The sequence below is a fragment of the Pectobacterium sp. F1-1 genome, from assembly GCF_025643735.1.
In the GTDB taxonomy this organism is placed as follows: domain Bacteria; phylum Pseudomonadota; class Gammaproteobacteria; order Enterobacterales; family Enterobacteriaceae; genus Pectobacterium; species Pectobacterium colocasium.
Genome location: NZ_CP104733.1, coordinates 1,321,030 through 1,347,297, shown reverse-complemented (window position 1 = coordinate 1,347,297; position 26,268 = coordinate 1,321,030). Strand labels below are relative to the sequence as shown.

Genomic DNA, 26,268 nt, shown 5'->3' with positions numbered 1-26,268 from the left:
TAGAGTTTTTTAAAAAAAAGTTTAACCAAAAACATAATCCTTTGAATTTGGATAACAAATTTAAAGAAACGATTCAGAACTGGAACTTACGCAAACATGAGTAAACCGATTCAGATCGAACGCGGCGTCAAATACCGCGATGCCGATAAAATGGCGCTAATCCCGGTACGTACCGTCGTTACCGAACGCCAAGAGATTCTGCGCAAACCTGAATGGATGAAGATTAAACTTCCGGCAGATTCAAGCCGTATTCAGGGAATCAAAGCAGCCATGCGCAAAAACGGGTTGCACTCAGTTTGCGAAGAAGCCTCCTGTCCGAATCTGGCAGAGTGTTTTAACCACGGCACCGCGACTTTCATGATTCTGGGCGCCATCTGTACGCGTCGCTGCCCGTTCTGTGACGTTGCCCACGGCCGCCCGCTTACGCCGGATGCGAATGAGCCTGAGAAACTGGCACAGACTATCCATGACATGGGTTTACGCTATGTGGTGATCACCTCGGTTGACCGTGATGACCTGCGCGATGGCGGAGCGCAGCATTTTGCGGACTGCATTAGCGCCATTCGCCGTAAAAACCCGAATATCCGCATCGAAACGCTGGTGCCAGACTTCCGCGGCCGTATGGATCGCGCGTTAGAGATCCTGACCGCCACGCCACCGGATGTGTTCAACCACAATCTGGAAAACGTACCGCGCGTTTATCGTCAGGTTCGCCCTGGCGCGAATTATGAGTGGTCACTGAAGTTGCTGGAGAACTTCAAAAACGCGCACCCGGATATCCCGACCAAATCTGGCCTGATGGTTGGATTGGGAGAAACCAATGCTGAAATCGTGGAAGTCATGCGCGACCTGCGCCGCCACGGAGTGACGATGCTGACGCTGGGACAATATTTACAGCCTAGCCGCCATCATCTGCCAGTACAGCGTTACGTCAGCCCGGATGAATTTGATGAGATGAAAGCCGAAGCGATGGCGATGGGCTTTACCCATGCAGCCTGCGGCCCATTTGTTCGCTCGTCTTACCATGCCGACCTACAGGCAAAAGGCATCGAAGTAAAATAAGCGCTCATAGTTTTTTACACATTTTTTGTGTGGAATAAAAAACGGACGGCAATAGCCGTCCGTTTTGCTGTGTGATGGGCAATCAGGATTCTTTACGAGATGAATCATGCAGCGCTGCTGTATCATCCGTTTTTGCCGGTTGATCGTCATTCATCGCCTTTTTAAAGCCTTTAATCGCCGCGCCCAAATCACCGCCTAAGCTACGAAGTTTATTCGTACCGAACAGCAGGATGATTAATGCGCCAATCACCAACAGTTTGGCAATACTGATACCTTCCATACAAACCTACCTGATTTACAGAGGCTGGAGACGCCAGCAAACGAGACTATTCTTGTCGGAGCAATGCTTTTTATCCTATGCCTTCTATGTAAAACCTTACGCAACACGATACAATCGCCATCTGTAACAAAGTAAGACGCGGGAAAAGCGCTTTCACACGCATTCAGATTGGTTTACAACTTTTCCCTCGGTATCACTACAAAAAAACTGTCCGACGACGTAAACTTTTCCCTCCAAAGCGGAGATGACATTCCTCCCTACCCTATTGCCACCAAAAACGCTGGCAGACTGAACGACAGGGTACAACCGCCACTTGGCTAATGATGTCTACGTCCACCTCGCAGAGAGGGCGTAGCGTCCTGCCCGATACTCTTCGAGATGACAAAAACGCCCTAAGCACAAATAATCCAGGAAAGGTTTCTATGTTTAGTACATTACTCGCGGTATTTATTGGTGGCGGAGTTGGCAGCGTGGCACGCTGGCAACTCGGAATGAAGTTTAATAATCTGTATCCAACGCTGCCGCTGGGTACCTTACTTGCCAACTTGATTGGCGCCTTTGTGATTGGCGGCGCCCTCGCTTTCTTCCTGCGCCATCCTCATCTCGATCAGGGCTGGAAAATGTTGATTACCACCGGGCTATGCGGCGGCCTAACAACATTTTCTACCTTTTCCGCAGAGGTTGTCATGTTTCTGCAAAGCGGACAGCTGGCAGCGGCGGGGTTACATGTGTTGTTGAATCTGGCGGGATCGTTACTGATGACCGCGCTGGCGTTTGCTCTGGTCACGTGGGTGACAACGCACTGATATTTTTGATAATTGATGGCACGTGAAAATTGATAGCACGTGGAAAATGAAGCAAAAAAAACCCGCCGTAGGCGGGTTTTTCACGAAATCGGTATAATTAAATAGCGTTAACGTTAGCAGCAGAAGGACCTTTGGCACCGTCAGTGATTTCGAACTCTACACGCTGACCTTCAGCCAGAGTTTTGAAACCATTGCTCTGGATGGCAGAGAAGTGTACGAACACGTCTTTGCTACCATCTTCAGGAGTAATGAAACCGAAGCCTTTGGACTCATTAAACCACTTAACACTACCTTTAATCTTAGACATCAAACTTACCTTTACATGAATGAAAGACACAAAATCTGTGTCGGGTACAGTACAACAATAGATTGGCCTTTTGTCCAGTTGAAGTTGGATAAAAAGTGATAAAAATCGCTAAAAAGATATACCGGACGACCACGCTGCCCTATTTTAACCCGATGCAGAACGCAGAGCGCTCGGTTCTGGCCGATTCATCACTTTTTATGATATCGAAGGAAGACACCATGGTAAGCAAAACGCTGGGTCTGATCGGGGGAATGAGTTGGGAATCCACCATCCCGTATTACCGCATGATCAACGAGTATGTGAAAGGCCAACTTGGCGGCCTGCACTCCGCCAAAATCATCCTGCACAGCGTCGATTTCCACGAGATCGAACGGTTGCAGTCACAAGGTGATTGGGAGCAGTCAGCCGCTTTACTCAGCAATATCGCAGTAGGATTACGTCAGGCTGGCGCAGACGCTATCGTCATCTGTACCAACACCATGCATAAAGTGGCCGATGACGTTGAACGTGCCTGCCAGCTTCCTCTTTTGCATATTGCCGATGCCACCGGTACCAGCCTGAAACAGCACGGATTGAAGAAAGTCGGCCTGCTCGGAACCCGCTACACGATGGAGCAGGATTTCTATCGCCAGCGCATTCAGGAACGATTTGGCGTGGAGGTGATGGTTCCCGATCATGAGGGAAAGGAAATCGTTAACCGCATCATTTACGACGAACTGTGTCTGGGGAACATTAACGACACCTCGCGGCAGGCCTATCGGGACATTATCCAGCAGCTTGAACAGCAAGGCGCGGAAGGCATCATTCTGGGGTGTACGGAAATTCCGCTGTTAATCAGCGCCCAGGATGCGACAGTTCCTCTTTTTGACACCAGCAAACTTCACGCGATTGCCGCTGCGAAATTTGCGCTTAACCAATCATCCACATGAATTAATTGGATAAAATGAATTTCGTTCGCAAGCTTAATAATACCCTCTTTTATTCACTCAAGTTTCCCCTTTTTGGATAGAAAAAAAGCAGTATTGAGAGACTCAATACTGCTTATTCATATGATTTTATTCCTGGTATGCAATGACTAACAGTACTTCTCGTTATTATTTACGTAACATTGCTTCAATAAAATCTTTCCAAGTACTCACTTCTACTTCTACCATGCGAACCTCTTGGTGATTAACGGCGACGCATTATACGCACACTTTTTAATCAGGTAAAAGTATTATGAAAGTATAAAAAGCGTACTGCCGCCTATTTCTGCTACACAGTTCACAGTAGATCTCCCCGCCTTTTTTCGGCATGCTGGGCTATCGCCCGATTAGGCCTCATCAGGCCGCGCTGTCGAGAACAGCGATCGTCATGCAACCCAATAAGCAGAAAGGATTTTACCCCTATGGCGCTGACCATGTACGGCATCAAAAACTGTGACACCATAAAGAAAGCGCGCCGCTGGCTGGACGATCAACAGGTGGCGTATCGCTTCCATGATTACCGTGCCGACGGTCTGGATGAACAGCAGCTACAGCGTTTTATCGACCAACTGGGGTTTCAGGCTTTACTCAATACACGCGGAACGACCTGGCGTAAGCTCAGTGAGGAACGACGTGAATTAATCAATAGCGATACTCGTGACAGCGCAGAGGCCGCCAAAAGCCTGATGCTGGAACAACCAGCGGTGATTAAACGACCGTTGCTGGTTGCCGATGGCGGTAACGCGCTGCTTGGGTTTAGTATCGACAGCTACCAGAAATTTATTGCGGAGAACCAATAACGTGTCTTGCCCAGTCATAGAGCTCGCTCAACAGTTAATTAAACGCCCTTCCCTTAGCCCGAATGACGAGGGCTGCCAGGCGCTCATAATTGAACGCCTGACGGCGATTGGCTTTACCGTCGAAGCAATGGATTTTGGCGATACCCAGAACTTTTGGGCATGGCGCGGTGCGGGAAAAACGCTGGCCTTCGCCGGACACACCGATGTGGTTCCCAGCGGGGATGAAAACCAGTGGCAGCACCCACCGTTTGAACCGATCATCCGTGACGGTATGTTGTACGGTCGCGGTGCCGCGGATATGAAAGGTTCGCTGGCAGCAATGGTGATTGCCGCCGAGCGCTTTGTCGCCGCTCACCCGAATCATCAAGGGCGTCTCGCGTTCCTGATTACGTCGGACGAAGAAGCCAGCGCCGTTAACGGCACGGTAAAAGTGGTTGAGGCGCTGATGGCACGCAACGAACGCCTGGACTACTGTCTGGTCGGCGAGCCGTCGAGTACGCATGTTGTGGGTGATGTGGTAAAAAATGGCCGTCGTGGTTCTATCACGGCGAACCTGTACGTACACGGCGTACAAGGACACGTTGCCTATCCTCATCTGGCGGACAACCCTGTTCATCGTGCCGCACCAGCGCTTAACGAGCTGATCACCACCGAGTGGGATCGGGGCAACGATTTCTTCCCGCCAACCACCATGCAGATTGCCAATATTCAGGCAGGCACCGGCAGCAACAACGTCATCCCCGGCGAACTGTTTGTGCAGTTCAATTTCCGTTTCAGCACCGAATTAACAGATACGCTAATCCAGCAGCGCGTCGCAGAATTACTGGATCGTCACCAGCTCAATTACACCATCGACTGGAAGCTCTCCGGCCAGCCGTTCCTGACCGCTCGCGGCGAACTGGTCGATGCCGTAGTGAATGCCGTCGAGCATTACAACGAGGTGACTCCAGAGCTGCTGACCAATGGTGGCACCTCCGATGGCCGTTTCATCGCTCGCATGGGCGCACAGGTGGTTGAACTCGGCCCCGTCAATGCCACAATCCATAAAGTGGACGAATGCGTCAGCGCGGCAGACTTGCAGCTACTGAGCCGGATGTACCAGCGCATTATGGAGCAGCTCATCGCATGATGACGTCAGCTATGTTAACCGGTAAAAGCGACCAGCATCTGGTCGCTTTAGACGGTCGCCATCGCCTTCAACCGGAGGCGGTAACGGCATTTCTGGCGCTACAGCTGGCGGCAAAAACCGCAGGATTTAACCTACAGCCCGCCAGTACGTTTCGGGATTTCGAACGCCAGCGTCAAATCTGGAATGGCAAGTTTCGCGGTGAACGTCCCGTCATGGATGCAAACAGTCAGCCTCTGGATGTGTCAGCTCTGGACGACGCCGAGCGCTGTGAAGCAATTCTACGCTGGTCTGCCATGCCCGGCTCCAGCCGCCACCACTGGGGCAGCGATCTCGATATCTACGATCCCGATTTATTACCCGCAGGCAGTTCGCTCCAGCTAGAACCGTGGGAATATGAAGAAGGCGGTTATTTTGCCGCCTTGAACGCGTGGTTGAGCGCGCACATGCATGAATACGGTTTTTATCGGCCTTATGCGCACGATCTCGGCGGTGTCGCAGTCGAACCCTGGCATATCAGCTATTATCCATTAGCACAGCATGCGGAAGAACAGCTTACACCCGACCTCATTCTTGCCGCCTGGCAAGATGAAGATATTGCAGGCTACCACTGGCTTTGCCAGAACTTGCCGCAGCTGTTTACCCGTTATATTCATAATGTTGATGAGGCGTAACCATGGCATGGCTGGCTGATTACTGGTGGATAATCCTGATTATCCTGATAGGCATGCTGATTAACGGCATCAAAGAATTGCGCAACGTTGACCACACGCGTTTTCTGCTCAACAAACCCAAATTGCCCCCGCATCGTGACAACAACGATAAATGGGATGATGAAGACGACGACTGGCCGAAGAAAAAACCCTGATACGGGTCATCGCCAAACCGCCAGCACGCGAGTTAAGCCTCACGCTGCGGGCGGTTTGGATTCTCACGCGGCGGGAACAAAACGTTCCGCCCGCTCAGTGCGGTTTGACGATACGAATCGTTGAGGCCGGATCGTTAACCAGACAGCGTGCCGGACGCACCGGCCGTTTGACTAACTCACCGCCGCAGTTCGGGCAGGCGTGATGAAAGACGGTATCCGCACAGTCTGGGCAGAACGTACATTCATAGGAGCAGATATACGTTTCGGTATCTGGCGGTAAATCACAGTCACAGTGCTCACAATTAGGGCGTAATTCCAGCATCGGCTTATCCTGATTCAACAAAAAATAATCGGTCCCTCGCTGTCACTTTTCTGTAGCTATTGCACAAAGAGTAGTGAAGGAGACGGAGATTCTTTTCTACCAGAAACCGACCTTCATGCAAATGAGGTTTATTCACCAGAATAGCGCCCCCCTCATTAACAACAGTCTGACTTTCCGAATCCCTGTTTTTTGGGAGGCGGTTCTCTATTCGTAATAAATACAGGGACACGACAATGACGACGGCAGTTCAGTTATTTCCACTAAAAAAGAATGATGCGCCAAAAAGAAAAACATTTCGCCAATCCATCATCGCCGCCAATATTAGTCTCGCGTTGCTGATGCTGGCAGGCTGCGGCAGTGGAGGAGGCGGCGGTGGTGAAACCGCCAGCATCGCGCCAACATCGCCCACTCCCACAACACCGACGACGCCAACCACTCCTACAACGCCGGAAACTCCTACAGCACCGGAAACGCCGACCACATCTGCGGTTAAAGTCGGGATTATTGACTCCGGTCTGGAAGCGGCTCGCCCGGAATTTAATTACAGCAATCTGCATTTTTCCTCTTTTGTCGGCAGTTCACAGCTTAATGATAATCAAGGCGTTAACGGCCACGGCACGCTAGTGGCACTGGCGCTGGCCGGTCTGGCGACAGACAGCTATGCAGGAGGCGTCGCCCCCGACAGTCAACTCTATATTGCGCAGGCGTCGTTAAATAGCCGCTTTGACTATCAAAACACCACCTCTGCCGTGAATTGGTTACTCAATTCCGGCGTGAAAATCATCAATATGTCCTATGCCGCGGACGAACGGCTGACGACCGCCGATGCACTGAATAACGCAAGAAACAACTTTGGCTACCTTTTAGTGCGTAACGAGCTAAAAAGCATTGTCGATGCTGAAGCACTAAGCATTGTCGCCACGGGGAATAATGCCGGTTCTACGCCCTCCCCCAACACACAGATCCCGCTAATTTTCGGTGAAACGTCGTTGCAAAAAGGCATTTTGGCCGTCACAGGTTACATCCCTGAATGGGTTGGACAGGAAGGCAATGAGCGTCCTGCTGAACTTTATCTTTTTGATAAGTGTGGCAATGTGGCTGCCTATTGCATGAGCGCACCGGGCTATGTTGATTATCCCGTTGCAGGCAGCAGCACTTCAGAGCGTTCGCACGGTACCTCTTTTGCAGCGCCGCGCGTCGCGGGCGGAGCTTCGCTGGTGCAGGCAGTTTATCCGTGGATGACAGGCTATAACCTGCAGCAAACGCTGCTGACCACCGCGACCTATCACACTGACGGGTATACTCGCTACGATGCTGAGAACGCTTACTACGAAATCATCCGAGACAGCGACGGCAACATCACAGGAAGTGTTTTCCACCCTGCTTATATCTCGGTCGCCGATACCGCCAACGGACGCCCTTATAACGACACCTTTGGCTGGGGCGATCTCAACGTCGATAAAGCAGTGAAAGGCCCAGCCATGTTTTACGCGGATAATTTCACCGCGCGTTTAACCGCAGGCGACTACACGTTCGCTAACGATATCAGCGGCGACTACGGCCTGATCGTCAACGGAGCCAGCAATGCAGGCGGTATTCTGCGTTTGACAGGCAACAACACCTATAAAGGCGATACCCAAATCACCGCCAATAGCCTGTACGTTGATGGCTCAATTGTGGGTAATGCCAGCGTATCCGGCTCCGGCACGCTGGCAGGAAAAGGCCGCATTGGCGGCAATGTGAGTAACACGGGTATCGTTGCCACCACCGCAGAAGGTGGGCTAACCGTCGCAGGCAATTACACGCAGGGCAGCAACGGCTTGTTGAGCGTGACGCTGGCCAACCCTTTCACCGTGGAAGGCAGCGCGACGCTGGATGGCACACTGCGCGTTGGCCTGCCCAGCAATACCTACATCGTCCAAACACAAGAAACGCTGCTGCACAGCAATCAGGGCATCACGGGAACATTCCGTACCACCGATCTGGGGCTATTCCTGACGGGGAACCTGACTTACGGCAGCAACGACGTGACAGGCGCATTCAGCCGCCTGAATACCGTAGAAGCGGCCACCAGCAGCGGTTTGCATAGTGCCGCGCAGTTGCAGACAGCGGCGAATGTTGAATCGGCGCTACAGGTTGCCGATCGCTGGTCAGCACTGTCCTCAACCAGCGAACAGCAAGCCGGTTTACTGGCTAAAGCCGCCGCCTTCCAGCAGTTAGGCAGCGCGAGTGCCGCCGCTATCGCACTGGATTCGCTGTCCGGTCAGGCACACGCTTCCAGCAATGCCATTCTGTTTAACAGTCTGGATTATCAGAACCAGCTCCTGAACAACCGCTTGGATCTGTTAGGGAACGGGAAAAACTACGGACTGTGGATTGAAACCGGCAAGCTGCGCGGCGACCTGAAACAGTCCGGCTATCTGGGCAGCCATTACGACATCACGCTGACTGCCATCGGTACGGATACCGACTTCGACACGCCGGGATTACGTGCCGGGATCGCCTATACCAACAGCCAAATCAAAGCAGATTACGAGGGCAGCGGCGGCAGCAGTGAAAATAAACTGCACGGGGTGATGACCTATGCGCGCTATAACCTCACGCCAGAATGGTATGTTCAGGGCAACCTGAGCTATCAGCATGGTCGCGATAAATTGCAGCGTTCAATCTTGCTGAACAATGTCGAAGCGGTTTCCAGCAGTACCTCAAGCGATAGCTGGCAGAGCCTGCTCAAAACGGGTTACGAATGGGCGATCAACGATATCTTTAGCGTGCAGCCCTATGCCGGGCTGAAGTACAGCTACCTGTCCACTGGCGGCTTTACGGATACCGGCAGCGCATTTGGCCTGACGGGAGAAGGCAATGATTATTCCCGTACCGTTGGCCTGACAGGGGTTAACCTGCGCGCGCTGTTGCAATGGAATCAGGGATGGTGGAGCAGTGTTGGTGTGAGCGGTGAATATCAGCATGCATTCACCAATCCGTCGCTGGATGTCTCCGCGCGCTGGAGCGGGCTGGGCCGCGAAGGAGAGCGCCTCGATATTCCGGGCATTCGACTGGACAAAGACTCGCAGTGGGCAGGTGTGAGGCTGGACGTAGGCAAAGCGGCGGATGCCCGTTTCTTCCTGCGTGCTGACAAACACTTTGCCGATCGCGGTAACGAAGAAGTGCTGCGCGGCGGTGTCGACGTGTCCTTCTGATAGCACCATGACGCCGACGGTATCTCCGTCGGCGTTAATACGATATCCACACCATCATCATATCAATATATTATCTATCCTATGCCGATTTAATTATTAAATATAAAATAGGTCATATAACATAAACCACGTAAAATAATTTAATTCAGACATCTCACCTCAAATATAATCATCTCAAACACAAGGACATATCGTGATAAATAAAATTTTATTATTTGTCATTCCCGTTTTTTTTATCATTCTTGTCGCAGGTTACCTTGCTATCACGAATAACCTTTATTCAGACATTGCTACATCCATCATAGGATGTGTGATTGGTGCCTTAATCATTCTGGCAGCTAAGGCGATAATCTTTAGGCGGAAAATCTCACCATACGATGTCTCCGTTATTACTATCATCACAGTATTACTTTCTTTCAGCGTCGCCATTTCTGGCTTGCTCCTGTCAGATTCAGCCCCGCTAATTAAAGCATTAGCAACCAGTGCAATCCTGATGACCGGTGGACTTATTGCACTGAAATTTTTTCAGCGCAATAAGAAAAACACCGAATCCGGTAACGAGTAAAATCGTCTCGGTACCACAGGGGAAATAAATAGCATGAATCTGTCTGACAAACCCTATTTGCAGCGCGTCTATTTTCATCCGCAAAAAACATGCGACCCACACATTTATCCATTGAACATTCCGGCAATAAGCGATATCGAAAAGATCCGTTTTCACCCTGATGTCACCTTTCTGGTTGGTGAAAATGGTTCAGGAAAATCGACGCTATTAGAAGCCGTGGCCATTGCGATGGGCTTCAACCCGGAGGGCGGTTCGCGTAACTTCAATTTCAGTACCCGTGATTCTCATTCCAGGCTGAGCGAATCCCTCCGCCTCGTCAAAGGCATAAAACGCCCTCGTACCGGTTACTTTTTACGGGCAGAAAGTTTTTTTAATGTCGCGACAGAAATAGAAAATATCGATCCTCGCCTGATTCAACTGGCTTACGGGGGTGTTTCGCTCCATCAGCAGTCGCACGGTGAATCGTTTATGGCGCTGTTAAACCATCGTTTCGGCGCCAACGGGTTTTATGTACTGGACGAACCGGAAGCCGCACTGTATCCCACTCGGCAGCTCGCCGCGCTGGCGCGCATCCACCAGTTGGTAAACGAAGGGGGTCAATTCATCATCGCCACCCACTCGCCCATTATTCTGGCCTATCCTAATTCGGTGATTTATCAGTTCAGTGAAAGCGGTATTCAGCAGGTCGCATGGCAAGATACAGAGCATTATCAAATCACGCGGCAGTTTTTAAACAATCCGCAAGGCATGATGAATATATTACTCGCCGATGAAGACAACATCGGCGAGCGCACTTAGCGCGCCGGAGGCTTTTCCTGCACCGGGCGATTCCAGTCTGGCGTTTTTCGTCCTGCCAGATGACGAATAAAGAAATCCCACATCAGCCGCTGACCGTAGGCCCCGCCGCTGACACCATGACCACCGCCGGGCAGATAGAACAGGTCAAAATCTTTGTCGGCTTTGATGAGTTTATCGACGACCTGCATCGTCGTGGACGGATCGACATTCTCATCCAACTCCCCCACCATCAGCAACAGCTTACCCTGTAAACGCCAGGCATTTTCCGCGTTGGAAGAGTCCGCATACTTTTCATCGACCGGCCAGCCCATCCACTGTTCATTCCACCAGATTTTATCCATGCGATTATCGTGACTGCCGGAATCGGCCACGGCGACGTTATAAAATTCAGGATGGAAGAGCAGTGCCGCCATCGCGCTCTGCCCGCCAGCAGACACGCCGGTAATCCCTACGCCACGGGCGATGTCATACCAGGGATACTGTCGCGCTACTGCCTGATGCCACAGGATCCGATCGGGAAACCCGCCATCCTTCAGGTTCCGCCACGCGACATCATGAAAGGCGCGGGAACGGTTATTGGTTCCCATACCGTCGATCTTTGCGACGGCAAACCCAAGTTCGGTCAACGGCTCCGGCCAAAAGGAAAAATCCTTCGGCACAAAAGAACCGTGTGGCCCGGCATAGATCCCTTCAACGACTGGGTATTTCTCCCCCGCGTTGAGATTGCGTGGCGGATAGAGAAGCCCCCAAATCTCCGTTTTGCCATCCCTGCCCGGCGTCATAAAAGGAATCGGAGGACGCCAGCCTGCGGCACGCAGTTGGCTGATATCCGTGGTATTCACCCGCATCAACGCCTGATTATCTGCCGTGCGATAGAGCGTGGTGACTGGCGGTAAGTCATAGCGTGAATAGGTATCAACGTAATAGTCGCCATTGGGTGAGAAGCTCAGCGTATGGTTGGCGGATTCCGGTGTTAATGCCGTCAATCCGCTGCCGTCAAAGCCGATTTTATAGCCGTGCAGATAATAAGGATCTTCCCCTTGGTTGATGCCCGACGCGCTGAAGTAAATCACCCGATTCTTTTCATCGACCCAGTTAACGGCGCGCACCACCCACTCGCCTTGCGTAATCGCATTCTTCACCGTTCCCGTCACAGCGTCATACAGGTAAAGATGCTGCCACCCACTGCGCTCAGAGGCCCAAATGATCTCTTTGCTGTCAGCCAGATCTCGCCGATAATATTTACCGCTTCCCGTCGCCACACCCGTTAGCGGCATGTAATCGATAAACGTGTCTGACGTTTCGTTGATCAGCACGCGCGGCGTGGCGGTCGCACTATCTACTTCAATCACTCGGTACGTCTGATGACCGCGCTGGTTATAGTCAAACGTGAATGTCCGCCCGTCTTTGCGCCAAACGGGGTAAGAAAGCGAATAAGGATTGGGAAACAGTGCGGGATCGATAGCGGTGATGCGGCGCGAAGCCACCTCCACCAGCACCGGTTGCGGAATATCCAGCACATCGCCCGGTTTAGGGTAAAAGATCTGACGATGCTTCGGCTGTCGCTGGTCTGCTGGCGACGATTCGATATAGTGAATGTAACGCTTGTCTGCTCGTTGAACACGAAACAGTGCCAGTTTCGTGCTATCCGGCGACCAGCTCAACCGTTCAATCTCGTACTCGTTTTGCGCTGTCCCGTCCTGCGTGATAACAAGCCGTTCGCCATTCTGCTTACCGACCAGCACCAGATTATGGTTTTCAATGAACGCCTCCCATTGTCCATCCGGTGAGAGCCGGCTCTGAGATTTCGCAGCAGTAAGGCTTTGCTCCTCGGTTTGAGAGAGATCGGACAACACGCGACATTGATAGCTGCTGATATCACAGCCAAGCAGCCGCGAGCCTTGCGGGATAAACAGCAGTTTTGCCTGTTCGTTATAATCAATCTGCTCAAACGGCAGCGTCGTTGCCGTCACCGGTTTGGTCAATAACAGGTTCAGCGCCTGCGCCAAACGTGTGTGATCGAAAGCGGGTTGCTGCGTCTTGCTGGCCGCCTCTACGCGCATAAATTCATAGCCACCAGGGTTCTCTGCCGTCGCCGCTATCGAGCGACGGTAGAAAAATGTTTGCCCGTCGGACTGCCACACTATCCGTCCCGGATAGTGGTGAACCAGTGTACGATAATGCTGTCCTTGCTCCCTGATGAGGCGATAGTTCTCGCGGCTCAGGTCAGGAGACTCACTCGCTGCGCCAGGCAAGGCTGCGCTCGCCAATAGCGCTATCAACATGTTGATGCGGCAGCGCGTCATCCTCCGTTTGGGTTTTCCGTTCATCATGGGTATCACTTTCAGTTAGCGGTGTCAGGTGCAAATGGTGAGTATGGAATGTAGCCAGCGCCTCCCGATGCGCCACGCTGATAATCGCGCTGTCGGGCAAACGGGTTACCAACGTTTGATAAACCCGCTGTTCTGTTTCAGGATCGAGTGCGCTCGTGGCTTCATCCAGAAAAATAAAGTCAGGACGGTGCAGCAACGTGCGCGCGATCGCTACGCGCTGCTGCTCGCCGCCGGATAGCCGCTGTTGCCAGCGATCTTCATCATTTAATTTCGAGGTCATATCCGGTAATTCACTGTCGATCAGCGCCTGCCGGCACTGTGCGTCGGTAAAATCACGCGCATTACCGGGGTAGCACAGCGCGGCTTTCAGCGATCCCGTAGGCAGATAGCTTTTCTGGGGTAAAAACAGAGAGCGGCAGCGGCGAGGTCGCGCAATCAACCCGCAACCGTGCTGCCAGAGTCCGGCACAAGCACGCAACAGCGTGCTCTTACCTACGCCGGACGCCCCGTTGATCATCCAGCGCTCACCGGGCAAAACCTGCCAGTTGTCTAGCGCCGTCAGTGCCCGACCATCGGGTGTTAACAGCCGCAGATTTTGGCAGGAAAATTCCGGGCCATCGTGTTCCGTTACCCGAATGGGCGAAGGTGACTGTTCACTTTTATTTAGCGCTTCTTCCATATCCTGCAAACGCTTCGTCAGCGCCAGCCAACGCGTGAAGGACTGATATGCCTGCATGAAATAGCTCAACGTCGCCCCAAGAGAACCGTAAGCCATCTGAATGCGCGTCAGGTCGCCAAAGGTGATTTCGCCGCTTAACAAGAGCGGCAGCGCCAACAGCGTCGGTAATGGTGAAAGGAAATGACTAAACAGGCTCTGACCAAACGAGACTTTGAAGCCACGCAGCAACACGGACAACGCGTTATCACGCACGCGCGCAAACCGCTGAGTAAGCCGTTCACCTTCGCGTGCACCTCCCTGATAGAAGGCAATCTGCTCGGCATTTTCACGTAACTGAACGCCCAGAAAACGGAAGTCACCTTCCGCATTCTGCTGGTTCATGTTCAGCTTTATCAATGCCTTACCGAGCCAGTGCGACAGCAAAATTTGCAAAAAGTATTCAATATAAAGGGCGTAAACCATATAGCCGGATATCGCCCAGTCGCTGCCCATAAACGAGAAACGCAGCACCCCGGAAACGGACCACAGCAGCGCCGTGTACGTTACGGTGCTGATGACAACCGAAATGAGGCTAAGAAAAAAATTCAGCGAGGCAGAGACCAGCTCATTAACATCATCGGCGATGCGCTGATCGATATTCGACAGCGCCCCTTCCCTCTCGATAGCGTAATAAGCCGATGTCCCCGTCCAGCGCCGAATATAGTGAAGCGTCATCCAGGTACGCCAACGCAGCGCAAGATAGCCTTGACCCAGTACGTTTATCCATCTCAGCATCATCGCGCTCAAACCGAGCACAAAGCTGAAGATAAACAGCGGTTTTATTTGCTCCCAATCCAGCCCGATCAGCGCATCGGTGAATTTTCCCGATACACGATTCGCCTCCACGCTAATGTAAGCCGTCCCCAGATTGATGCTAATAATCATCGCCAGAATAAGCAGCGCCAGATATTTCTCCGACGTCAGCCAATAGGGTATCAGGATCTGGCCGATACCCGGTCTTGCCGTACTTGTCTCTCTTGCGTTCATGCGCCGTCTCTACCTGCTGATTCGTGTGAATGCCCGTTCTCGTGATTCGTTGAACGGATTATCAGAACGAATAGGTTCCGGTGAGACGCCAGATCCGCCCATCTTTTATCCCAACCCACGAACGTGTCGATGACGGATAATAAATATCGCGATCGAAAACGTTATTGACGCCCAGCGTCAGCGACCATGATGGTTGGCGATAGAAGACGGAGGCATCCGTTGAGTATTGGCTGCCGATATCAAAGGATTGCGCACCACGTCCACTACTGGCGCGTGACGTTCCGCTCACCCCAACAGACGCCCCAGCACCCTGCAAACGCCCTGACTGAATTTCATAGGATGTCCAGACGTTACTGGCATGGCGTGGCGATCCCTGTGACTGAACCAAAGAAGGATCTTTATTATCCGAATAGGTATAACTGGCTGTCACATCCCACCCTGGCAGCACAGTACCATTCAAATCAACATCAAAACCTTGTGTTTCCCGTCCTTCCGTACCTACCGCGATCCCATTCTGGAATATCACAAGATTTTGCTGTTTCAGGCTGAAGAAAGCTGTCGTCAATGTCAGATCATCATCTAACAAATTAAACTTAAGCCCCGCTTCTTTCGATTTCCCCGTCGTTGGCGGCAGCGTTTCCCCCGTGCGGCTTACCTGCGCATTACCGCTGAAGCTATTGAGTAAATTGGCATAAATCGTAATATCGGGCGTAATATCAAAACTCAGGCCGTAATTGGGAATCCATTTGCTGGTGGAATAATTCGAGGTTCGCGTTCCCACCAGATAAGAGTTATTCCAACTGGAATGCTTCAGGGCAAGCTGGGCGTGCCATCTTTCCCACAGATCGATTTGATCCTGCAACAGGAAGCCGCTCTGGATTAGCTTCGTGCTATAGGTTTGATTTGTCGGTTCACCGATACCGGGATAGACCAGCGAATCAGGATTGTAGACATTGCCAGTGTTTAGCAAAACAAAGTCGCCATCGTAGCTGGTAAAACGTCCGTATTGGTAATCATGCCCTATCAGCAACGTTTGGGTAACCGGTCCCAATTCCACTTTGCCACGGAAATCGTTTTGCAGGGTCCAGTTCTGGTTAGTAGATTTATAGGCCAATGGGTGGCTAATTTTGCTGCCATCATTATTAATTTGCAGGGTTTCATTCATTTTTGCCTGCATAGAGGCACTCTGGAAACCAGCCTTACTATTGAACGACCACCCTTGCGGCAGATCCTGTTCAAACTCGTAATAAGCATTCGTGGTTTTCAGCTTGTTATGATCGTCCTTATCGCCCAGACGATAGACAGGGAGCTTTTGTACCCTCCCATTGCTATAAAACGTCCCCGCTGGGCCAGAATCGCGAAGCTGGTTAACTTCCGCGCCTACCGTCAGTCGCGTGCTGTCACCTTTCCACGAGAATGCCGGAGCCAGATAGTCGTTGTGGCTGCCGTTGAAGTCAGGATAAGACTGGCTGGACTTCATCGTCGAAGCATTTAGACGGTAGCTAAAGGCCTTATCATCCGTAAGCGCGCCACCGAGATCCAGGGCTGTTTTGAATTCACCGTAACGTGCAGCCTCAACTTTGACGCGTCGAATCGTCTCCGTCACGGGCTTTTTGCGCACGATATTAATGGTTCCAGCGGCAGAACTGCTCCCTGTCAGCACCGACTGAGGCCCTTTCAATACCTCGACGCGTTCAATACCGTCAATAGCCGTTCCCTGACCAATTCCAGAATTACTGGATCCGGCAAGGCCGTCTGTCGCACCAGAAGTCACATTGAAGCCACGAATCCAGTAGGTGGGAGTACCACGGTTAGATTGTACCGTCACCACACTGCCGGAGTTTTTTAGCGCATCTTCCAGCGATGTCGCCTGACGCGCGTTAATCAGCTTATTACTGATAACCTGCACCGACTGCGCCGTTTGCTGCAACGAGGTGCTGGTACGTAATGCCGAAGACGACGTGCCAGGGTTCAAGACGGTTTCATCTTCACTCTCTGCACTGACCGTAATCGCGGGCAGCGTTTTGTCGTTAGCCTGCGCGACTTCTGCATCATTGGCGCGAGAAGAAACAATGGTTAGCGTGCCGTTATCCGTCGTCGTCAGCAATAAAGGCGTACCTTGCAATAACCGCAAAATAGCCTGACGCGTCGAATAATTACCATTCAGCGCCGCACTTTGATAGTTCGCCACCAGCGCAGGATTAAAAGAGAGCGTCTGCTTGCTTTGATTGGCAATCGCCAATAATCCTTTTTGCAGATCGCCCGCCGGAATAGAAAAAGCGATCGTGTCATTTTCACCAGCAGCGTAGACGCTAACAGGAACAGCAGTCGCCCCCACGAATAACGCAGAATTTATCGCCAGCATATTCGTGAAAAATAAGCGTTTCTTAAAACTCAGCCCCAGAGCAGGAGAGGCAGCATTACGTTTTTTCATTTTTCCCTCGTCAATTGCTTCAACAAATCGGTTTTTATTGGCCTTCGTATGAGTTGTGCAATGACGATGAAAAAGTGACAGGGGAAAGTTATGTTTTCATGTGATTATTTTCCATTTCCACATAAAATATTGATTAATAAATTTTTTTTTATTTTTCACTTTCACTATAGAAAATGCATAAATAAAGGCACTGTTGTCCCCACATTGAAAAATTAACCATTCAGCAAGAGCTTTTTTATCTCCGAGAAAGACACATTCAGAAATCACTATTCATGCATTTCTATCAATAACAGAACATTTCTCGATAATTATATAAGAAAAAAATTGTTTGATTTTTCCAAATATTGACTTAAAAACACCTTAGTACCCATCGTTCCTTTTATCCTGCGGCTCTGGGGTATCCCAGCTCAAGCATTGTTGTGATATACGCTATCTAAGGGGGATCCTCATGTACACAGAGGCCGCTAAAAAACCCGATCTGCTGTCGCTGATATTTCGCAGCGACTACCGCTGGTTAACGGAAAAATTACGCCGCCGTATTGCCTACGGCTGTGAAGCTGAGGATGTCGCGTCAGAGGCATTTTTGCGCTTAGCCTCCCTGCCAAACCTTGACAACGTACAGGAACCGCGCGCGATGCTCACCACGCTCGCCAAGCGCGTCCTGTATGAAAACTGGCGTCGACGCGATCTGGAAAAAGCCTATCTCTCGGCACTGGCGAGTAAACCCGAATATCATCATCCGTCACCGGAGGAGCAACAGCTGTTGATGGAAGCGTTGCTCACTATCGATCAGGCGTTGGATGGGCTATCAACCAAAGCACGGCAAGCGTTCTTGTACAGCCAGCTTGATGGTATGACCTATGCTGACATTGCCGAAAAGCTCGATGTTTCCGTCAGTATGGTGAGAAAATATATCGCCAAAGCACTAACCAACTGCTATCTGGCCACACAGGACAGCAGCGACTGATAGGTGAACCACATGGCAAGACGACACATGGATGACCCGGTTGCCGAACAGGCCATTGAATGGATGGTGCTGTTGCGTTCCGGTGAGGCGACACAGAGCGATTACGATGAGTACCGCCGCTGGCGGTACGAGAACCCGCTGCACGAACGAGCCTGCCAACACATTGAGCGCACGCTGGGAAAATTTCAGCCGCTCCTCGCCACGCTGCCTCACGAACCGATTCGTCAGGCGCTCTTGGCGCCATCAAGCCGACGTAAAGTTATGCAATATGGGCTGGGGATGGTTGCTGTCGTATCGCTAAGCAGCCTGCTACTTAACCAACACTACCCGCTGTCTCCGCTAATGTCTGATATAAAGACCGCAACGGCACAGCGCCAGCAGGTTCCACTCAGTGATGGCAGTACGCTCATGTTGAACGCGCGTACTGCGGTCGATATCAACGTGCGTCCAGAGACGCCAGTGCGTCAGGTTGCTCTGCATAACGGTGGTCTCTTCGCCAAGATTCAGCCAGATACGCAGCGCCCCTTTGTGATTGCCACCAGTATGGGCGATATCGTCGCACTTCAGTCCACGATAAATGTGCGCCATGAAAGCGGCGGCATCCATGTTGGCGTGCTGGACAACATCGCCAAAATTACCAATCGCGCTGGGCATAGCCTGAGCCTTCATGCGGGTCAGGGCGTGTGGTTCGATCGTTCCACACTTTATCAGGTCGCCGTGACACCGGAATCAGAAACAGACTGGTTATATGGCCGTCTGGAGGTACGCGATCGTTCGCTGGCTTCCGTCATCAGCACATTGCGTGATTACACCCCCGGCATCATCCGGTTGGATCCCGCCATCGCCGATTTACGCGTTAGCGGCAATTTCCCGCTAGATAACCTGAATTACACGCTGGATTCACTGGCGCAAACCATGCCCATCGCCATTGTGCATACCACCGATTACTGGATACACATTCGCGCAGCCAATACCTGATCCTCATCCACAAAAGCGGATGGATAAAAAATTTCATGCGCGTGGTGACACTTTTTCCATCTCGTTGCACATCGTTAGTAGAAGTCATGATCGTTCCGTGTTCAGGGCTGGATGAAACGTCCGACACCGTCAGCAAAAGTATCAGGGGAAAACGTGCAACAGGCATCCGTGCAACACCTTTCGTTAAACGCACGCGTTGATGCGGTTCCTACCGCACGGCGTGATGCCATCCCCGTACAACCAGCGCACAGGATGACAGCGGCTGCGCCCGTTCGGGGAGAAGTGGGGAAGATAGCGCTCAGCTTTCTGACCGTCGCGTTGATCCATGCGGGAGTCGCTGCGCTGCTTATCACTCGTACTACCGAATACACACCGATCAATCTGCTTAATCCGGCAGCCAGCGTAAGCATTCAGGCCTCCATGGTGGAAGCGCCAGAACCTGAACCGATTCCCGAACCGTCGCCAGAACCGCCCGTCCTGACGTCAGAACAGGGGGAACGTGAAATTGCGCCCGTACCTGAGCAACCTATCGTTGAGGAGCAGCAAACACCGCCCCCGCCAGTCAAAAAAGAAGTCCACCAGCCCCCCGTTAAACCGGTGGTAAAACCTCAGCCCGTTCGCCCCAAAACAACGGCCGAACGTCAGCCCGCTGCGCGTCCTGCTGCGGAAGCACCCCCTGCTGTACCAGAAGCGACGGCCGGGCCGCTTACCACCTCCAGCAAAGGCAATTTGATGCAGAACAGTCCTGGCGCGCAGCCCAAGCAGGTTGCCTCCGTCGGCTGTGTCGTCCCGCAGCCTGACTACCCTCGCCGCGCAAAGCGTCTCCAGCAGGAAGGCGACGTGTTGGTTCGTCTGGTGATTAACCCGGAAGGGCGTTTAATCCGACACGACATTGCCCGCAGCAGCGGCTATGACGCACTCGATCAGGCTGCCGTGGACGCCGTGGCACAGGCGCGCTGTACGCCTTACCGTGAAAACGGGCAGGCCATTACCGTCATGACGATTCAGCCCGTTAATTTCCGGCTCAATCGCTAATAGAAACGCAGCGACGTTGAAGTAAGCGTCATTGAAATATCACATCAGCCATATCGTAGACACATTGAATCAGGTTATTGCACAAGAGGTCACACATGAACACGTTAGATATCTACCATTTTTGGCAACAGGGCGATGTGGTTACCCACTCCGTAGCCATCATTCTGCTGATCATGTCGCTGCTGTCATGGACGGTCATGCTGCTCAAGGCACGGCAGTTGATCGCCTTGAACAAGAGCGTGCAATACAGTCGACATACCTTTTGGCAAGCCACCAGCCTGCAAGAAAGCGTCGAAAAATTCGGTAAACAACGTTTTAATCCGTTCCGCGATCTGGTGATCGAAGGACATGCGTTGCTGAAACATCCGCATAAATTCTCTTCCACGCTGGGCGGACATGTCGATCTCAGCGACTGGCTGGTACGCGGCCTGAGCAACACGCTGGACACCAACGCCGGGAAACTGCAATCAGGCCTCGGAACGCTGGCCTCCATCGGCAGCACCGCACCGTTTATCGGCCTGCTGGGCACCGTATGGGGAATTTTTCACGCGCTGCAAACTATCAGCACCATCGGCCAGCCCGATCTGGCGCAAGTGGCTGGCCCGGTCGGTGAAGCGTTGATCATGACGGCATTTGGTCTGTTTGTGGCGATTCCCGCCGTATTAGGGTTTAACGCCATCAACCGCCGCAACCGCATCGTGCTCCATGCCATGAACCGCTTTGCGCACGATCTCCACGCCTACCTGCTGACGGGCGCACGCGTCGACACCAGTTTGACCGACCTGACTAGCACTGCGCGGTATGAAGCCACTCACCCCGTTGAGCGCTCCGCCTAAGAGGAACACCGCCATGAGTATGTCATCCCCGTTTGAAAGTCAGGACGATGCGTTGCTTAACGATATCAACATGACGCCGTTTATCGACGTCATGCTGGTGCTGCTGATCGTGTTTATGATTACCCTGCCGGTGATTAATCACGCCGTCAAAGTGGAGCTGCCGCGTGCCAGCGTCGAGAAAATCAAGAAAGATCCACGGGCGGTGGATATCGCCATTACCGCGACCGGGCAGATTAACTGGAACAAAGAAGCGATTGATGATGCACAACTGATCGCCAAACTCGATGCGGCCTCAGCAGAAGGCACCCACCCGAATATACGGCTGTTTGCCGATCAAGCCGTCGAATATGGTCGGGTGGCGTATGTCATGACCAGCGCCCAACAGCGCGGCCTGAGCAAAATCGATTTCGTCCTGCAACCCGTCAAAGCCCCCTGATCTCCCCTCCCGTACTGATGCTGGTGTTCCCATCGCCAGCATCAGTCATAAAAACCGTACAACATAACCGCCGCTCCCTATAAAAAAGTTTCGCCGCGCGCTGACGCTTTTCTTTTCTCGTTGCACATCATGAGTAGAACACTGCCACACATGGATACCAATGATGCCTTCTCTTGATGAATCCCCCGTTCTTGCGACGCCGCAAGCCGAGACGCTCCAGTCACTGGCCGCAGACGTGCTGAACTTCGCGGCCGCTAAAGGCGCGAGTCAGGCGGTTGTTAACGTCTCGCAAGGAAACCGCCGTACGATCCGTGTCAGGAATGGCGATATTGATACACTGACGCAAAACCAAAGCCGCTTTCTGTCAGTCACGGTCTACTTCGGCCAGCGCGCGGGGAGCGTGTCCTCCACCTTATTTAGCCGGGAAGCCTTACGGGATGCCGTTGATGCCGCCAGCACGCTGGCGAAATACGCCGATGAAGATCCTTGTAGCGGCTTACCGGAACCGCAGCATCTCGCTCGCGATATTTACGACCTTGATTTACATAACGCCGATACGCTGACCGTTGAGCAGGCGCTGTCGCTGGCACTACGTGCCGAACAGGCGGCCAATAGCACACACGAGCATGGCTACAGTGAAAGTACCGAAATCACCTCACAGCAGGGTGACTTTATTCTAGCGAATTCCGCGGGCTTTTGTGCAGGTTACCCGACGTCGCTGCACACGCTGTGGAGCCATGCGATCGCCCGTAACGCCACGCAGCGTCAGCAAGGTTTTTGGCACACCCTCGGTCGTTCGCCTTCACGACTGGCCGCGCCGGAAGCGATTGGGAAAACCGCTGCCCAACGCGCCGCCGCACAGTTAGGCGCGCGAAAGCTGTCAACCCGCCGCTGCCCGGTGGTATTTGAAGCCCCCGTAGCCCACAGTTTAATTCATCATCTGGTCAACGCCCTAAGCGGCGCGGCGCTTTATCGCTCCACGTCATTTCTGGGGCAATGCCTCGGCGAAACCATCACCGCCCCACACCTCAACCTATATGAAAACCCGTTTATTCCTGGCGCACTGGCCAGCGCCTGTTTTGATACCGAAGGCGTCTCTGCGGTTCCGCGTCATGTCATCCACGACGGCATCGCACAAGGCTATTTTCTCTCCAGCTACAGCGCCCGACGATTGGGGCTCACCACGACCGGACACGCCGGTGGGGCTTATAACCTGAGCGTGAGCAGCAGCCAGAAACACACCGATGATGACTTGCCGACGCTACTGCGCCGTATGCACACAGGGCTGCTGGTTACCACGCTGCTGGGGCACGGGCTGAACCCCATGACGGGCGACTATTCTCAAGGCGTGGCGGGTTTTTGGGTCGAAAACGGCGACATTCAGTATCCGGTCGAAGAGATCACCATTGCAGGTAACCTGAAAACGTTGCTCCAGCAATGCGTGGCGCTCGGCGCGGACATCCACACGCAGGGCAATCTCTCCTGCGGTTCTTTATTGATTGAAGAGATGCAGATCGCCGGGCAGTAATCCCCCATCGCGTCCCAGATACAGGATCACCATCATGGCAATACACGCCACCACGACATCAGTTTCACCTGTGCTATCGGCATTTTCACTGGAAACGGCGGAGATATCGCGTGCGCTGAACCACATCATGCAGCGTCAGGTGGACTATGCCGATCTCTATTTTCAGCGCCGCCAGCAGGAAGGCTGGCAGGTCGAAAACGGCATTGTGCGCCCAACGGGGTTTAGCCGCGATCAGGGCGTTGGCGTCCGCGCCATCAGCGGAGAGAAAACCGCGTTCTCCTACACCAACGACCTGCGCCCACAGGCCATTCTTCAGGCCGCCAGCACCGTAAGAGAAATCAGCCGTCAGGGGCAAAACGCCAGCGTGGCGCTACCCGCCTCGCTACCGTCCAGCGCCACGACGCTCTATCCGGCAGACAATCCCTTGCTTGCCGTCACGGAAGAACATAAACGCCAGCTGTTATTGACTATCGATCGTCAGGCTCGCGCCCGCGATCCTCGGGTCACACAGGTCACGGCTTATCTGAACGCCTCGCATGAAACCATTCTCATCGCCCGACATGACGGCCGACTCGCCGCCGACGTTCGCCCGCTGGTGAATCTGGTCATCAACGTCGTGGTTGAACAGCAGGGTCGGCGGGAAAATGGCTCCAGTGGTGGCGGACGCCGCCTCGATTATGGCTTTTTTACTGAAGAAACCGTCAACAACTGGGTCAATCAGGCTGTCGATCAGGCGCTGAATAATCTGGATGCCAGTCCGCTTCCCGCAGGCACCTACAGCGTGATTCTCGGTGCGGGCTCACCCGGTATTTTGCTGCATGAAGCCATTGGACACGGGCTGGAGGGTGACTTTAACCGGAAAGGCAGTTCCGCATTTTCCAGTTTATTGGGCGAACGGGTTGCCGCGCCGGGTATTACCGTCGTGGATGACGGCACGCTCGCGAATCGTCGGGGCTCGCTGCATGTGGATGACGAAGGTACGCCGTCACAGTGTACGACACTCATTGAGGACGGCATCCTGCGCGGCTATTTACAGGACAGCCTCAACGCCAGATTGATGAATACCGCGCTCACGGGCAACGCGCGTCGTGCGTCCTACTCCACGCTGCCGCTGCCGCGTATGACCAACACTTACATGCTGGCAGGACAGTACCCCGCCGAAGAAGTGATCGCGTCTGTCAAAAACGGCCTCTATGCCGTCGGCTTCGGCGGCGGGCAGGTGGATATCAGCAGCGGGAAGTATGTCTTCTCTACCACGGAAGCCTACCTGATCGAAAACGGGCGCGTCACCCGTCCGGTTAAAGGTGCCACGCTGATTGGTCACGGGCCGGAAGCCCTGCTGCACGTCGCCATGGTGGGCAACGATCTGGCGCTGGATGACGGCAATATCGCGTGTACCAAGGAAGGTCAATCCCTGCCCGTCAGCGTCGGCCAGCCAACGCTTCGTATCGACAACATGACCGTAGGCGGCTCGCAATAAACCGTGTCGTCACGGTTCATCGCCCGCGCTTTGCTTATTTATTTACGACTTTTCCCTGAACGGAGACACCATGTCCGACGCCATTATCACTGCCAGCGATACCTCGCTAGATGCATTGCTTAATCATAACGACAAGCCCATTCTGCTTGACCTGTGGGCACCCTGGTGCCAGCCGTGTAAAACACTGGCACCGCTGCTGAATACCATCGCGGATAACACGCCAGATAACCTGACCGTCGCCAAGTTGGATGTAGAACAGTATCCGGCATTCATGCAGCGTTTTGGGGTTCGCGGCATTCCAACGCTGCTGCTGTTTAAAAACGGGCAGGAAATTTCCCGACAGATTGGCGTAAAAACGCTGGCGCAGCTACGTGGCTGGCTGGAATCACACCAGATTACGATACAGAACACCGCCCAGCCGCTGGCAGAAACCCGCGTGACGTGGGGAGCGTTTTATGGCGATGCGTCGCTACACGATTTTCTCCACCAGCGGCTACGTCAGCATGCGGCAAACGGGGATATTGAACACGCCTTTTCCCCTTATTGGCAGGACAACAAGGGCTCGGTCTCTGCGGTGCTGGCGCACAGTGCTGACATTCACATTTTTGAACGCGTCAGCGGGCTGCCAGCTGCACTCGGCCTACTGCTGGAAAAGCTGCCGACTACCACGCCAGCACAGGTTGACGCTCTCTTTACTGCTATCGCTCCCGGAAAAGCCATAGATGGCGTTGCGCTGCAATGGCTACAGCAGTGGTTAGACGATGCGAGCAACCCGTGGGCAGACTGGCTGGCAGACAGCACGGTAGACAGCCTGCGTCAGCAGTGGATTAGCGCCACTTCGCAGTTGTTGGCGGGTGAAACCGTAGCGGAAAGCGAATGGACGGCGCTGCATCAGCAGGCAATAAGTTGGGAGGAGAAAGCCTCTGGCGAACTGGGTCTGGAAAAAAATATAGCGTCAATCATTGCCAGCCTATCACCGCCACCTGCCGCGTCCGACGCGAATAGCTGGCGAGGCGTGAGCATTACTCTCGGCTTCGCGCTAGCGCAGATCCTGCAAATTCACGACGGCTGGAGCAGAGAAGAACGGGCAACACCTGACAAACGCTTCCGCTGGTTTAAGGAACAGGAAGACGCCACGCCCAACAAACAGCTAACGGACGAGCAAATTACCGCGCTCCGTAAGCAATGGCTTCAGGAGAACCCGGATTTTTCCGCGAAAGAGGACGCTTTTTATCAGCGTTATCCGCAGTTGTTAGAAGCGCAGAAAATCCCCTTACAGGAAACGCTGTGGGCATTGCTCCGTCGGGCCCCCGCCTTCAAACCGCAGTTGGACTGATACCCTAATCTGCGCCTCACGGATGAGGCGCATCCTCCGCCGAGCGAAAAGACAGCCCTCATTCTCGCCAACGCATCAAGAGCGCTTTCCAACAGAACCGC

25 protein-coding genes and 1 riboswitch are annotated in these 26,268 nt (G+C 53.0%); of the genes, 18 read left to right on the top strand and 7 right to left on the bottom strand.

Translation table 11 applies throughout. From position 1 onward, the window contains the following. Positions 1-96: 96 nt before the first annotated feature. Complete coding sequence (gene lipA, locus NAL19_RS05820; protein ID WP_225087311.1) at positions 97-1,062, top strand: lipoyl synthase; 966 nt, start codon at positions 97-99, stop codon at positions 1,060-1,062. A gap of 82 nt (positions 1,063-1,144) precedes the next feature. Here the strand turns inward: lipA and tatA are convergent, their stop codons facing one another. Next, complete coding sequence (tatA, locus tag NAL19_RS05815) at positions 1,145-1,342, bottom strand: Sec-independent protein translocase subunit TatA (RefSeq protein WP_039498795.1); 198 nt, start codon at positions 1,340-1,342, stop codon at positions 1,145-1,147. Between the two features lie 231 nt (positions 1,343-1,573). Further along, positions 1,574-1,679: riboswitch (Fluoride riboswitch) on the top strand. A gap of 85 nt (positions 1,680-1,764) precedes the next feature. Between tatA and crcB the strand changes: the two genes are divergently transcribed. After that, on the top strand, positions 1,765-2,148 hold the full coding sequence (gene crcB, locus NAL19_RS05810) for a fluoride efflux transporter CrcB (protein WP_225087310.1): 384 nt from the start codon (positions 1,765-1,767) through the stop codon (positions 2,146-2,148). A 97-nt stretch (positions 2,149-2,245) separates the two neighbouring features. Here the strand turns inward: crcB and cspE are convergent, their stop codons facing one another. Then, positions 2,246-2,455 (bottom strand): transcription antiterminator/RNA stability regulator CspE, encoded by a 210-nt coding sequence (gene cspE, locus NAL19_RS05805; RefSeq protein ID WP_005976270.1) that lies wholly within the window; start codon positions 2,453-2,455, stop codon positions 2,246-2,248. 218 nt (positions 2,456-2,673) lie between these two features. On the opposite strand from cspE, the gene NAL19_RS05800 reads away from it, so the two are divergent. Beyond that, on the top strand, positions 2,674-3,384 hold the full coding sequence (locus NAL19_RS05800; RefSeq protein ID WP_263059061.1) for an aspartate/glutamate racemase family protein: 711 nt from the start codon (positions 2,674-2,676) through the stop codon (positions 3,382-3,384). A 165-nt stretch (positions 3,385-3,549) separates the two neighbouring features. Here NAL19_RS05800 and ypfM read toward each other — a convergent pair whose 3' ends face one another. Continuing rightward, a complete protein-coding gene (ypfM, locus tag NAL19_RS21780) occupies positions 3,550-3,609 on the bottom strand; it encodes a protein YpfM (protein ID WP_137739554.1) in 60 nt (19 codons plus the stop codon). A 233-nt stretch (positions 3,610-3,842) separates the two neighbouring features. On the opposite strand from ypfM, the gene NAL19_RS05795 reads away from it, so the two are divergent. The 4 genes from NAL19_RS05795 to NAL19_RS05780 are packed head-to-tail and all read left to right on the top strand — an operon-like array spanning position 3,843 to position 6,214. Beyond that, entirely contained in the window at positions 3,843-4,220 is a 378-nt protein-coding gene (locus tag NAL19_RS05795; RefSeq protein ID WP_263059060.1) for an ArsC family reductase, read from the top strand. A gap of 1 nt (position 4,221) precedes the next feature. Beyond that, entirely contained in the window at positions 4,222-5,349 is a 1,128-nt protein-coding gene (dapE, locus tag NAL19_RS05790; protein ID WP_263059058.1) for a succinyl-diaminopimelate desuccinylase, read from the top strand. Then, positions 5,346-6,020, top strand: coding sequence for a M15 family metallopeptidase (locus NAL19_RS05785; protein ID WP_263059056.1), 675 nt, complete (start codon positions 5,346-5,348; stop codon positions 6,018-6,020). Before dapE ends, NAL19_RS05785 begins: the two co-directional genes overlap by 4 nt. Before the next feature lie 2 nt (positions 6,021-6,022). Beyond that, the gene (locus NAL19_RS05780; protein WP_015839454.1) at positions 6,023-6,214 is read left to right on the top strand and encodes a YpfN family protein; all 192 of its coding nucleotides are present in this window, start codon (positions 6,023-6,025) and stop codon (positions 6,212-6,214) included. A 94-nt stretch (positions 6,215-6,308) separates the two neighbouring features. On the opposite strand, the gene NAL19_RS05775 is transcribed toward NAL19_RS05780, so the two are convergent. Next, the gene (locus NAL19_RS05775) at positions 6,309-6,536 is read right to left on the bottom strand and encodes a DUF1272 domain-containing protein (RefSeq protein WP_225087304.1); all 228 of its coding nucleotides are present in this window, start codon (positions 6,534-6,536) and stop codon (positions 6,309-6,311) included. Between the two features lie 233 nt (positions 6,537-6,769). Between NAL19_RS05775 and NAL19_RS05770 the strand changes: the two genes are divergently transcribed. From NAL19_RS05770 to NAL19_RS05760, 3 genes are all read left to right on the top strand, one after another. Beyond that, entirely contained in the window at positions 6,770-9,736 is a 2,967-nt protein-coding gene (locus NAL19_RS05770; protein WP_263059054.1) for an autotransporter domain-containing protein, read from the top strand. Between the two features lie 193 nt (positions 9,737-9,929). Beyond that, the gene (locus NAL19_RS05765) at positions 9,930-10,301 is read left to right on the top strand and encodes a hypothetical protein (protein ID WP_263059052.1); all 372 of its coding nucleotides are present in this window, start codon (positions 9,930-9,932) and stop codon (positions 10,299-10,301) included. Between the two features lie 33 nt (positions 10,302-10,334). After that, on the top strand, positions 10,335-11,099 hold the full coding sequence (locus NAL19_RS05760) for an AAA family ATPase (protein ID WP_263059050.1): 765 nt from the start codon (positions 10,335-10,337) through the stop codon (positions 11,097-11,099). Here NAL19_RS05760 and NAL19_RS05755 read toward each other — a convergent pair. From NAL19_RS05755 to NAL19_RS05745, 3 genes are all read right to left on the bottom strand, one after another. After that, the gene (locus NAL19_RS05755; protein WP_263059048.1) at positions 11,096-13,432 is read right to left on the bottom strand and encodes a S9 family peptidase; all 2,337 of its coding nucleotides are present in this window, start codon (positions 13,430-13,432) and stop codon (positions 11,096-11,098) included. The genes NAL19_RS05760 and NAL19_RS05755 overlap by 4 nt on opposite strands. Next, positions 13,335-15,137 carry an ABC transporter ATP-binding protein/permease gene (locus NAL19_RS05750; RefSeq protein WP_263059047.1) on the bottom strand — a complete coding sequence of 601 codons (1,803 nt, stop codon included), beginning with the start codon at positions 15,135-15,137 and terminating at the stop codon, positions 13,335-13,337. Before NAL19_RS05750 ends, NAL19_RS05755 begins: the two co-directional genes overlap by 98 nt. Before the next feature lie 61 nt (positions 15,138-15,198). After that, the gene (locus NAL19_RS05745) at positions 15,199-17,571 is read right to left on the bottom strand and encodes a TonB-dependent siderophore receptor (protein ID WP_225087298.1); all 2,373 of its coding nucleotides are present in this window, start codon (positions 17,569-17,571) and stop codon (positions 15,199-15,201) included. A 448-nt stretch (positions 17,572-18,019) separates the two neighbouring features. Here NAL19_RS05745 and NAL19_RS05740 point away from each other — a divergent pair, with 448 nt between their 5' ends. The 8 genes from NAL19_RS05740 to trxA all read left to right on the top strand — a co-directional run bounded on the left by NAL19_RS05740 (position 18,020) and on the right by trxA (position 26,167). Next, a complete protein-coding gene (locus tag NAL19_RS05740; protein WP_225087297.1) occupies positions 18,020-18,538 on the top strand; it encodes a sigma-70 family RNA polymerase sigma factor in 519 nt (172 codons plus the stop codon). 12 nt (positions 18,539-18,550) lie between these two features. Then, a complete protein-coding gene (locus tag NAL19_RS05735) occupies positions 18,551-19,516 on the top strand; it encodes a FecR family protein (RefSeq protein ID WP_225087296.1) in 966 nt (321 codons plus the stop codon). A gap of 153 nt (positions 19,517-19,669) precedes the next feature. Beyond that, positions 19,670-20,551 (top strand): energy transducer TonB, encoded by an 882-nt coding sequence (locus NAL19_RS05730; protein WP_263059046.1) that lies wholly within the window; start codon positions 19,670-19,672, stop codon positions 20,549-20,551. Between the two features lie 95 nt (positions 20,552-20,646). After that, positions 20,647-21,387 carry a MotA/TolQ/ExbB proton channel family protein gene (locus NAL19_RS05725; RefSeq protein WP_225087294.1) on the top strand — a complete coding sequence of 247 codons (741 nt, stop codon included), beginning with the start codon at positions 20,647-20,649 and terminating at the stop codon, positions 21,385-21,387. 13 nt (positions 21,388-21,400) lie between these two features. Next, positions 21,401-21,823: an ExbD/TolR family protein gene (locus NAL19_RS05720; RefSeq protein ID WP_225087293.1), complete on the top strand. Its 423-nt coding sequence runs from the start codon at positions 21,401-21,403 to the stop codon at positions 21,821-21,823. A gap of 160 nt (positions 21,824-21,983) precedes the next feature. Then, positions 21,984-23,351: a TldD/PmbA family protein gene (locus NAL19_RS05715; RefSeq protein ID WP_263059045.1), complete on the top strand. Its 1,368-nt coding sequence runs from the start codon at positions 21,984-21,986 to the stop codon at positions 23,349-23,351. Between the two features lie 34 nt (positions 23,352-23,385). After that, on the top strand, positions 23,386-24,831 hold the full coding sequence (gene tldD, locus NAL19_RS05710; RefSeq protein ID WP_263059043.1) for a metalloprotease TldD: 1,446 nt from the start codon (positions 23,386-23,388) through the stop codon (positions 24,829-24,831). Between the two features lie 70 nt (positions 24,832-24,901). Further along, complete coding sequence (gene trxA, locus NAL19_RS05705) at positions 24,902-26,167, top strand: thioredoxin (RefSeq protein ID WP_263059041.1); 1,266 nt, start codon at positions 24,902-24,904, stop codon at positions 26,165-26,167. Positions 26,168-26,268: the final 101 nt, after the last annotated feature.

Bases quoted from the DNA above. Each gene is read 5' to 3' on its own strand.
- trxA (WP_263059041.1), top strand. From the start codon at position 24,902: ATGTCCGACGCCATTATCACTGCCAGCGATACCTCGCTAGATGCATTG.
- NAL19_RS05735 (WP_225087296.1), top strand. From the start codon at position 18,551: ATGGCAAGACGACACATGGATGACCCGGTTGCCGAACAGGCCATTGAA.
- NAL19_RS05720 (WP_225087293.1), top strand. From the start codon at position 21,401: ATGAGTATGTCATCCCCGTTTGAAAGTCAGGACGATGCGTTGCTTAAC.
- NAL19_RS05775 (WP_225087304.1), bottom strand. From the start codon at position 6,536: ATGCTGGAATTACGCCCTAATTGTGAGCACTGTGACTGTGATTTACCG.
- NAL19_RS05745 (WP_225087298.1), bottom strand. From the start codon at position 17,571: ATGAAAAAACGTAATGCTGCCTCTCCTGCTCTGGGGCTGAGTTTTAAG.
- crcB (WP_225087310.1), top strand. From the start codon at position 1,765: ATGTTTAGTACATTACTCGCGGTATTTATTGGTGGCGGAGTTGGCAGC.
- NAL19_RS05750 (WP_263059047.1), bottom strand. From the start codon at position 15,137: ATGAACGCAAGAGAGACAAGTACGGCAAGACCGGGTATCGGCCAGATC.
- tatA (WP_039498795.1), bottom strand. From the start codon at position 1,342: ATGGAAGGTATCAGTATTGCCAAACTGTTGGTGATTGGCGCATTAATC.
- NAL19_RS05715 (WP_263059045.1), top strand. From the start codon at position 21,984: ATGATGCCTTCTCTTGATGAATCCCCCGTTCTTGCGACGCCGCAAGCC.
- lipA (WP_225087311.1), top strand. From the start codon at position 97: ATGAGTAAACCGATTCAGATCGAACGCGGCGTCAAATACCGCGATGCC.
- NAL19_RS05725 (WP_225087294.1), top strand. From the start codon at position 20,647: ATGAACACGTTAGATATCTACCATTTTTGGCAACAGGGCGATGTGGTT.
- tldD (WP_263059043.1), top strand. From the start codon at position 23,386: ATGGCAATACACGCCACCACGACATCAGTTTCACCTGTGCTATCGGCA.
- cspE (WP_005976270.1), bottom strand. From the start codon at position 2,455: ATGTCTAAGATTAAAGGTAGTGTTAAGTGGTTTAATGAGTCCAAAGGC.
- NAL19_RS05755 (WP_263059048.1), bottom strand. From the start codon at position 13,432: ATGATGAACGGAAAACCCAAACGGAGGATGACGCGCTGCCGCATCAAC.
- NAL19_RS05795 (WP_263059060.1), top strand. From the start codon at position 3,843: ATGGCGCTGACCATGTACGGCATCAAAAACTGTGACACCATAAAGAAA.
- NAL19_RS05785 (WP_263059056.1), top strand. From the start codon at position 5,346: ATGATGACGTCAGCTATGTTAACCGGTAAAAGCGACCAGCATCTGGTC.
- NAL19_RS05800 (WP_263059061.1), top strand. From the start codon at position 2,674: ATGGTAAGCAAAACGCTGGGTCTGATCGGGGGAATGAGTTGGGAATCC.
- NAL19_RS05760 (WP_263059050.1), top strand. From the start codon at position 10,335: ATGAATCTGTCTGACAAACCCTATTTGCAGCGCGTCTATTTTCATCCG.
- NAL19_RS05770 (WP_263059054.1), top strand. From the start codon at position 6,770: ATGACGACGGCAGTTCAGTTATTTCCACTAAAAAAGAATGATGCGCCA.
- NAL19_RS05780 (WP_015839454.1), top strand. From the start codon at position 6,023: ATGGCATGGCTGGCTGATTACTGGTGGATAATCCTGATTATCCTGATA.
- NAL19_RS05740 (WP_225087297.1), top strand. From the start codon at position 18,020: ATGTACACAGAGGCCGCTAAAAAACCCGATCTGCTGTCGCTGATATTT.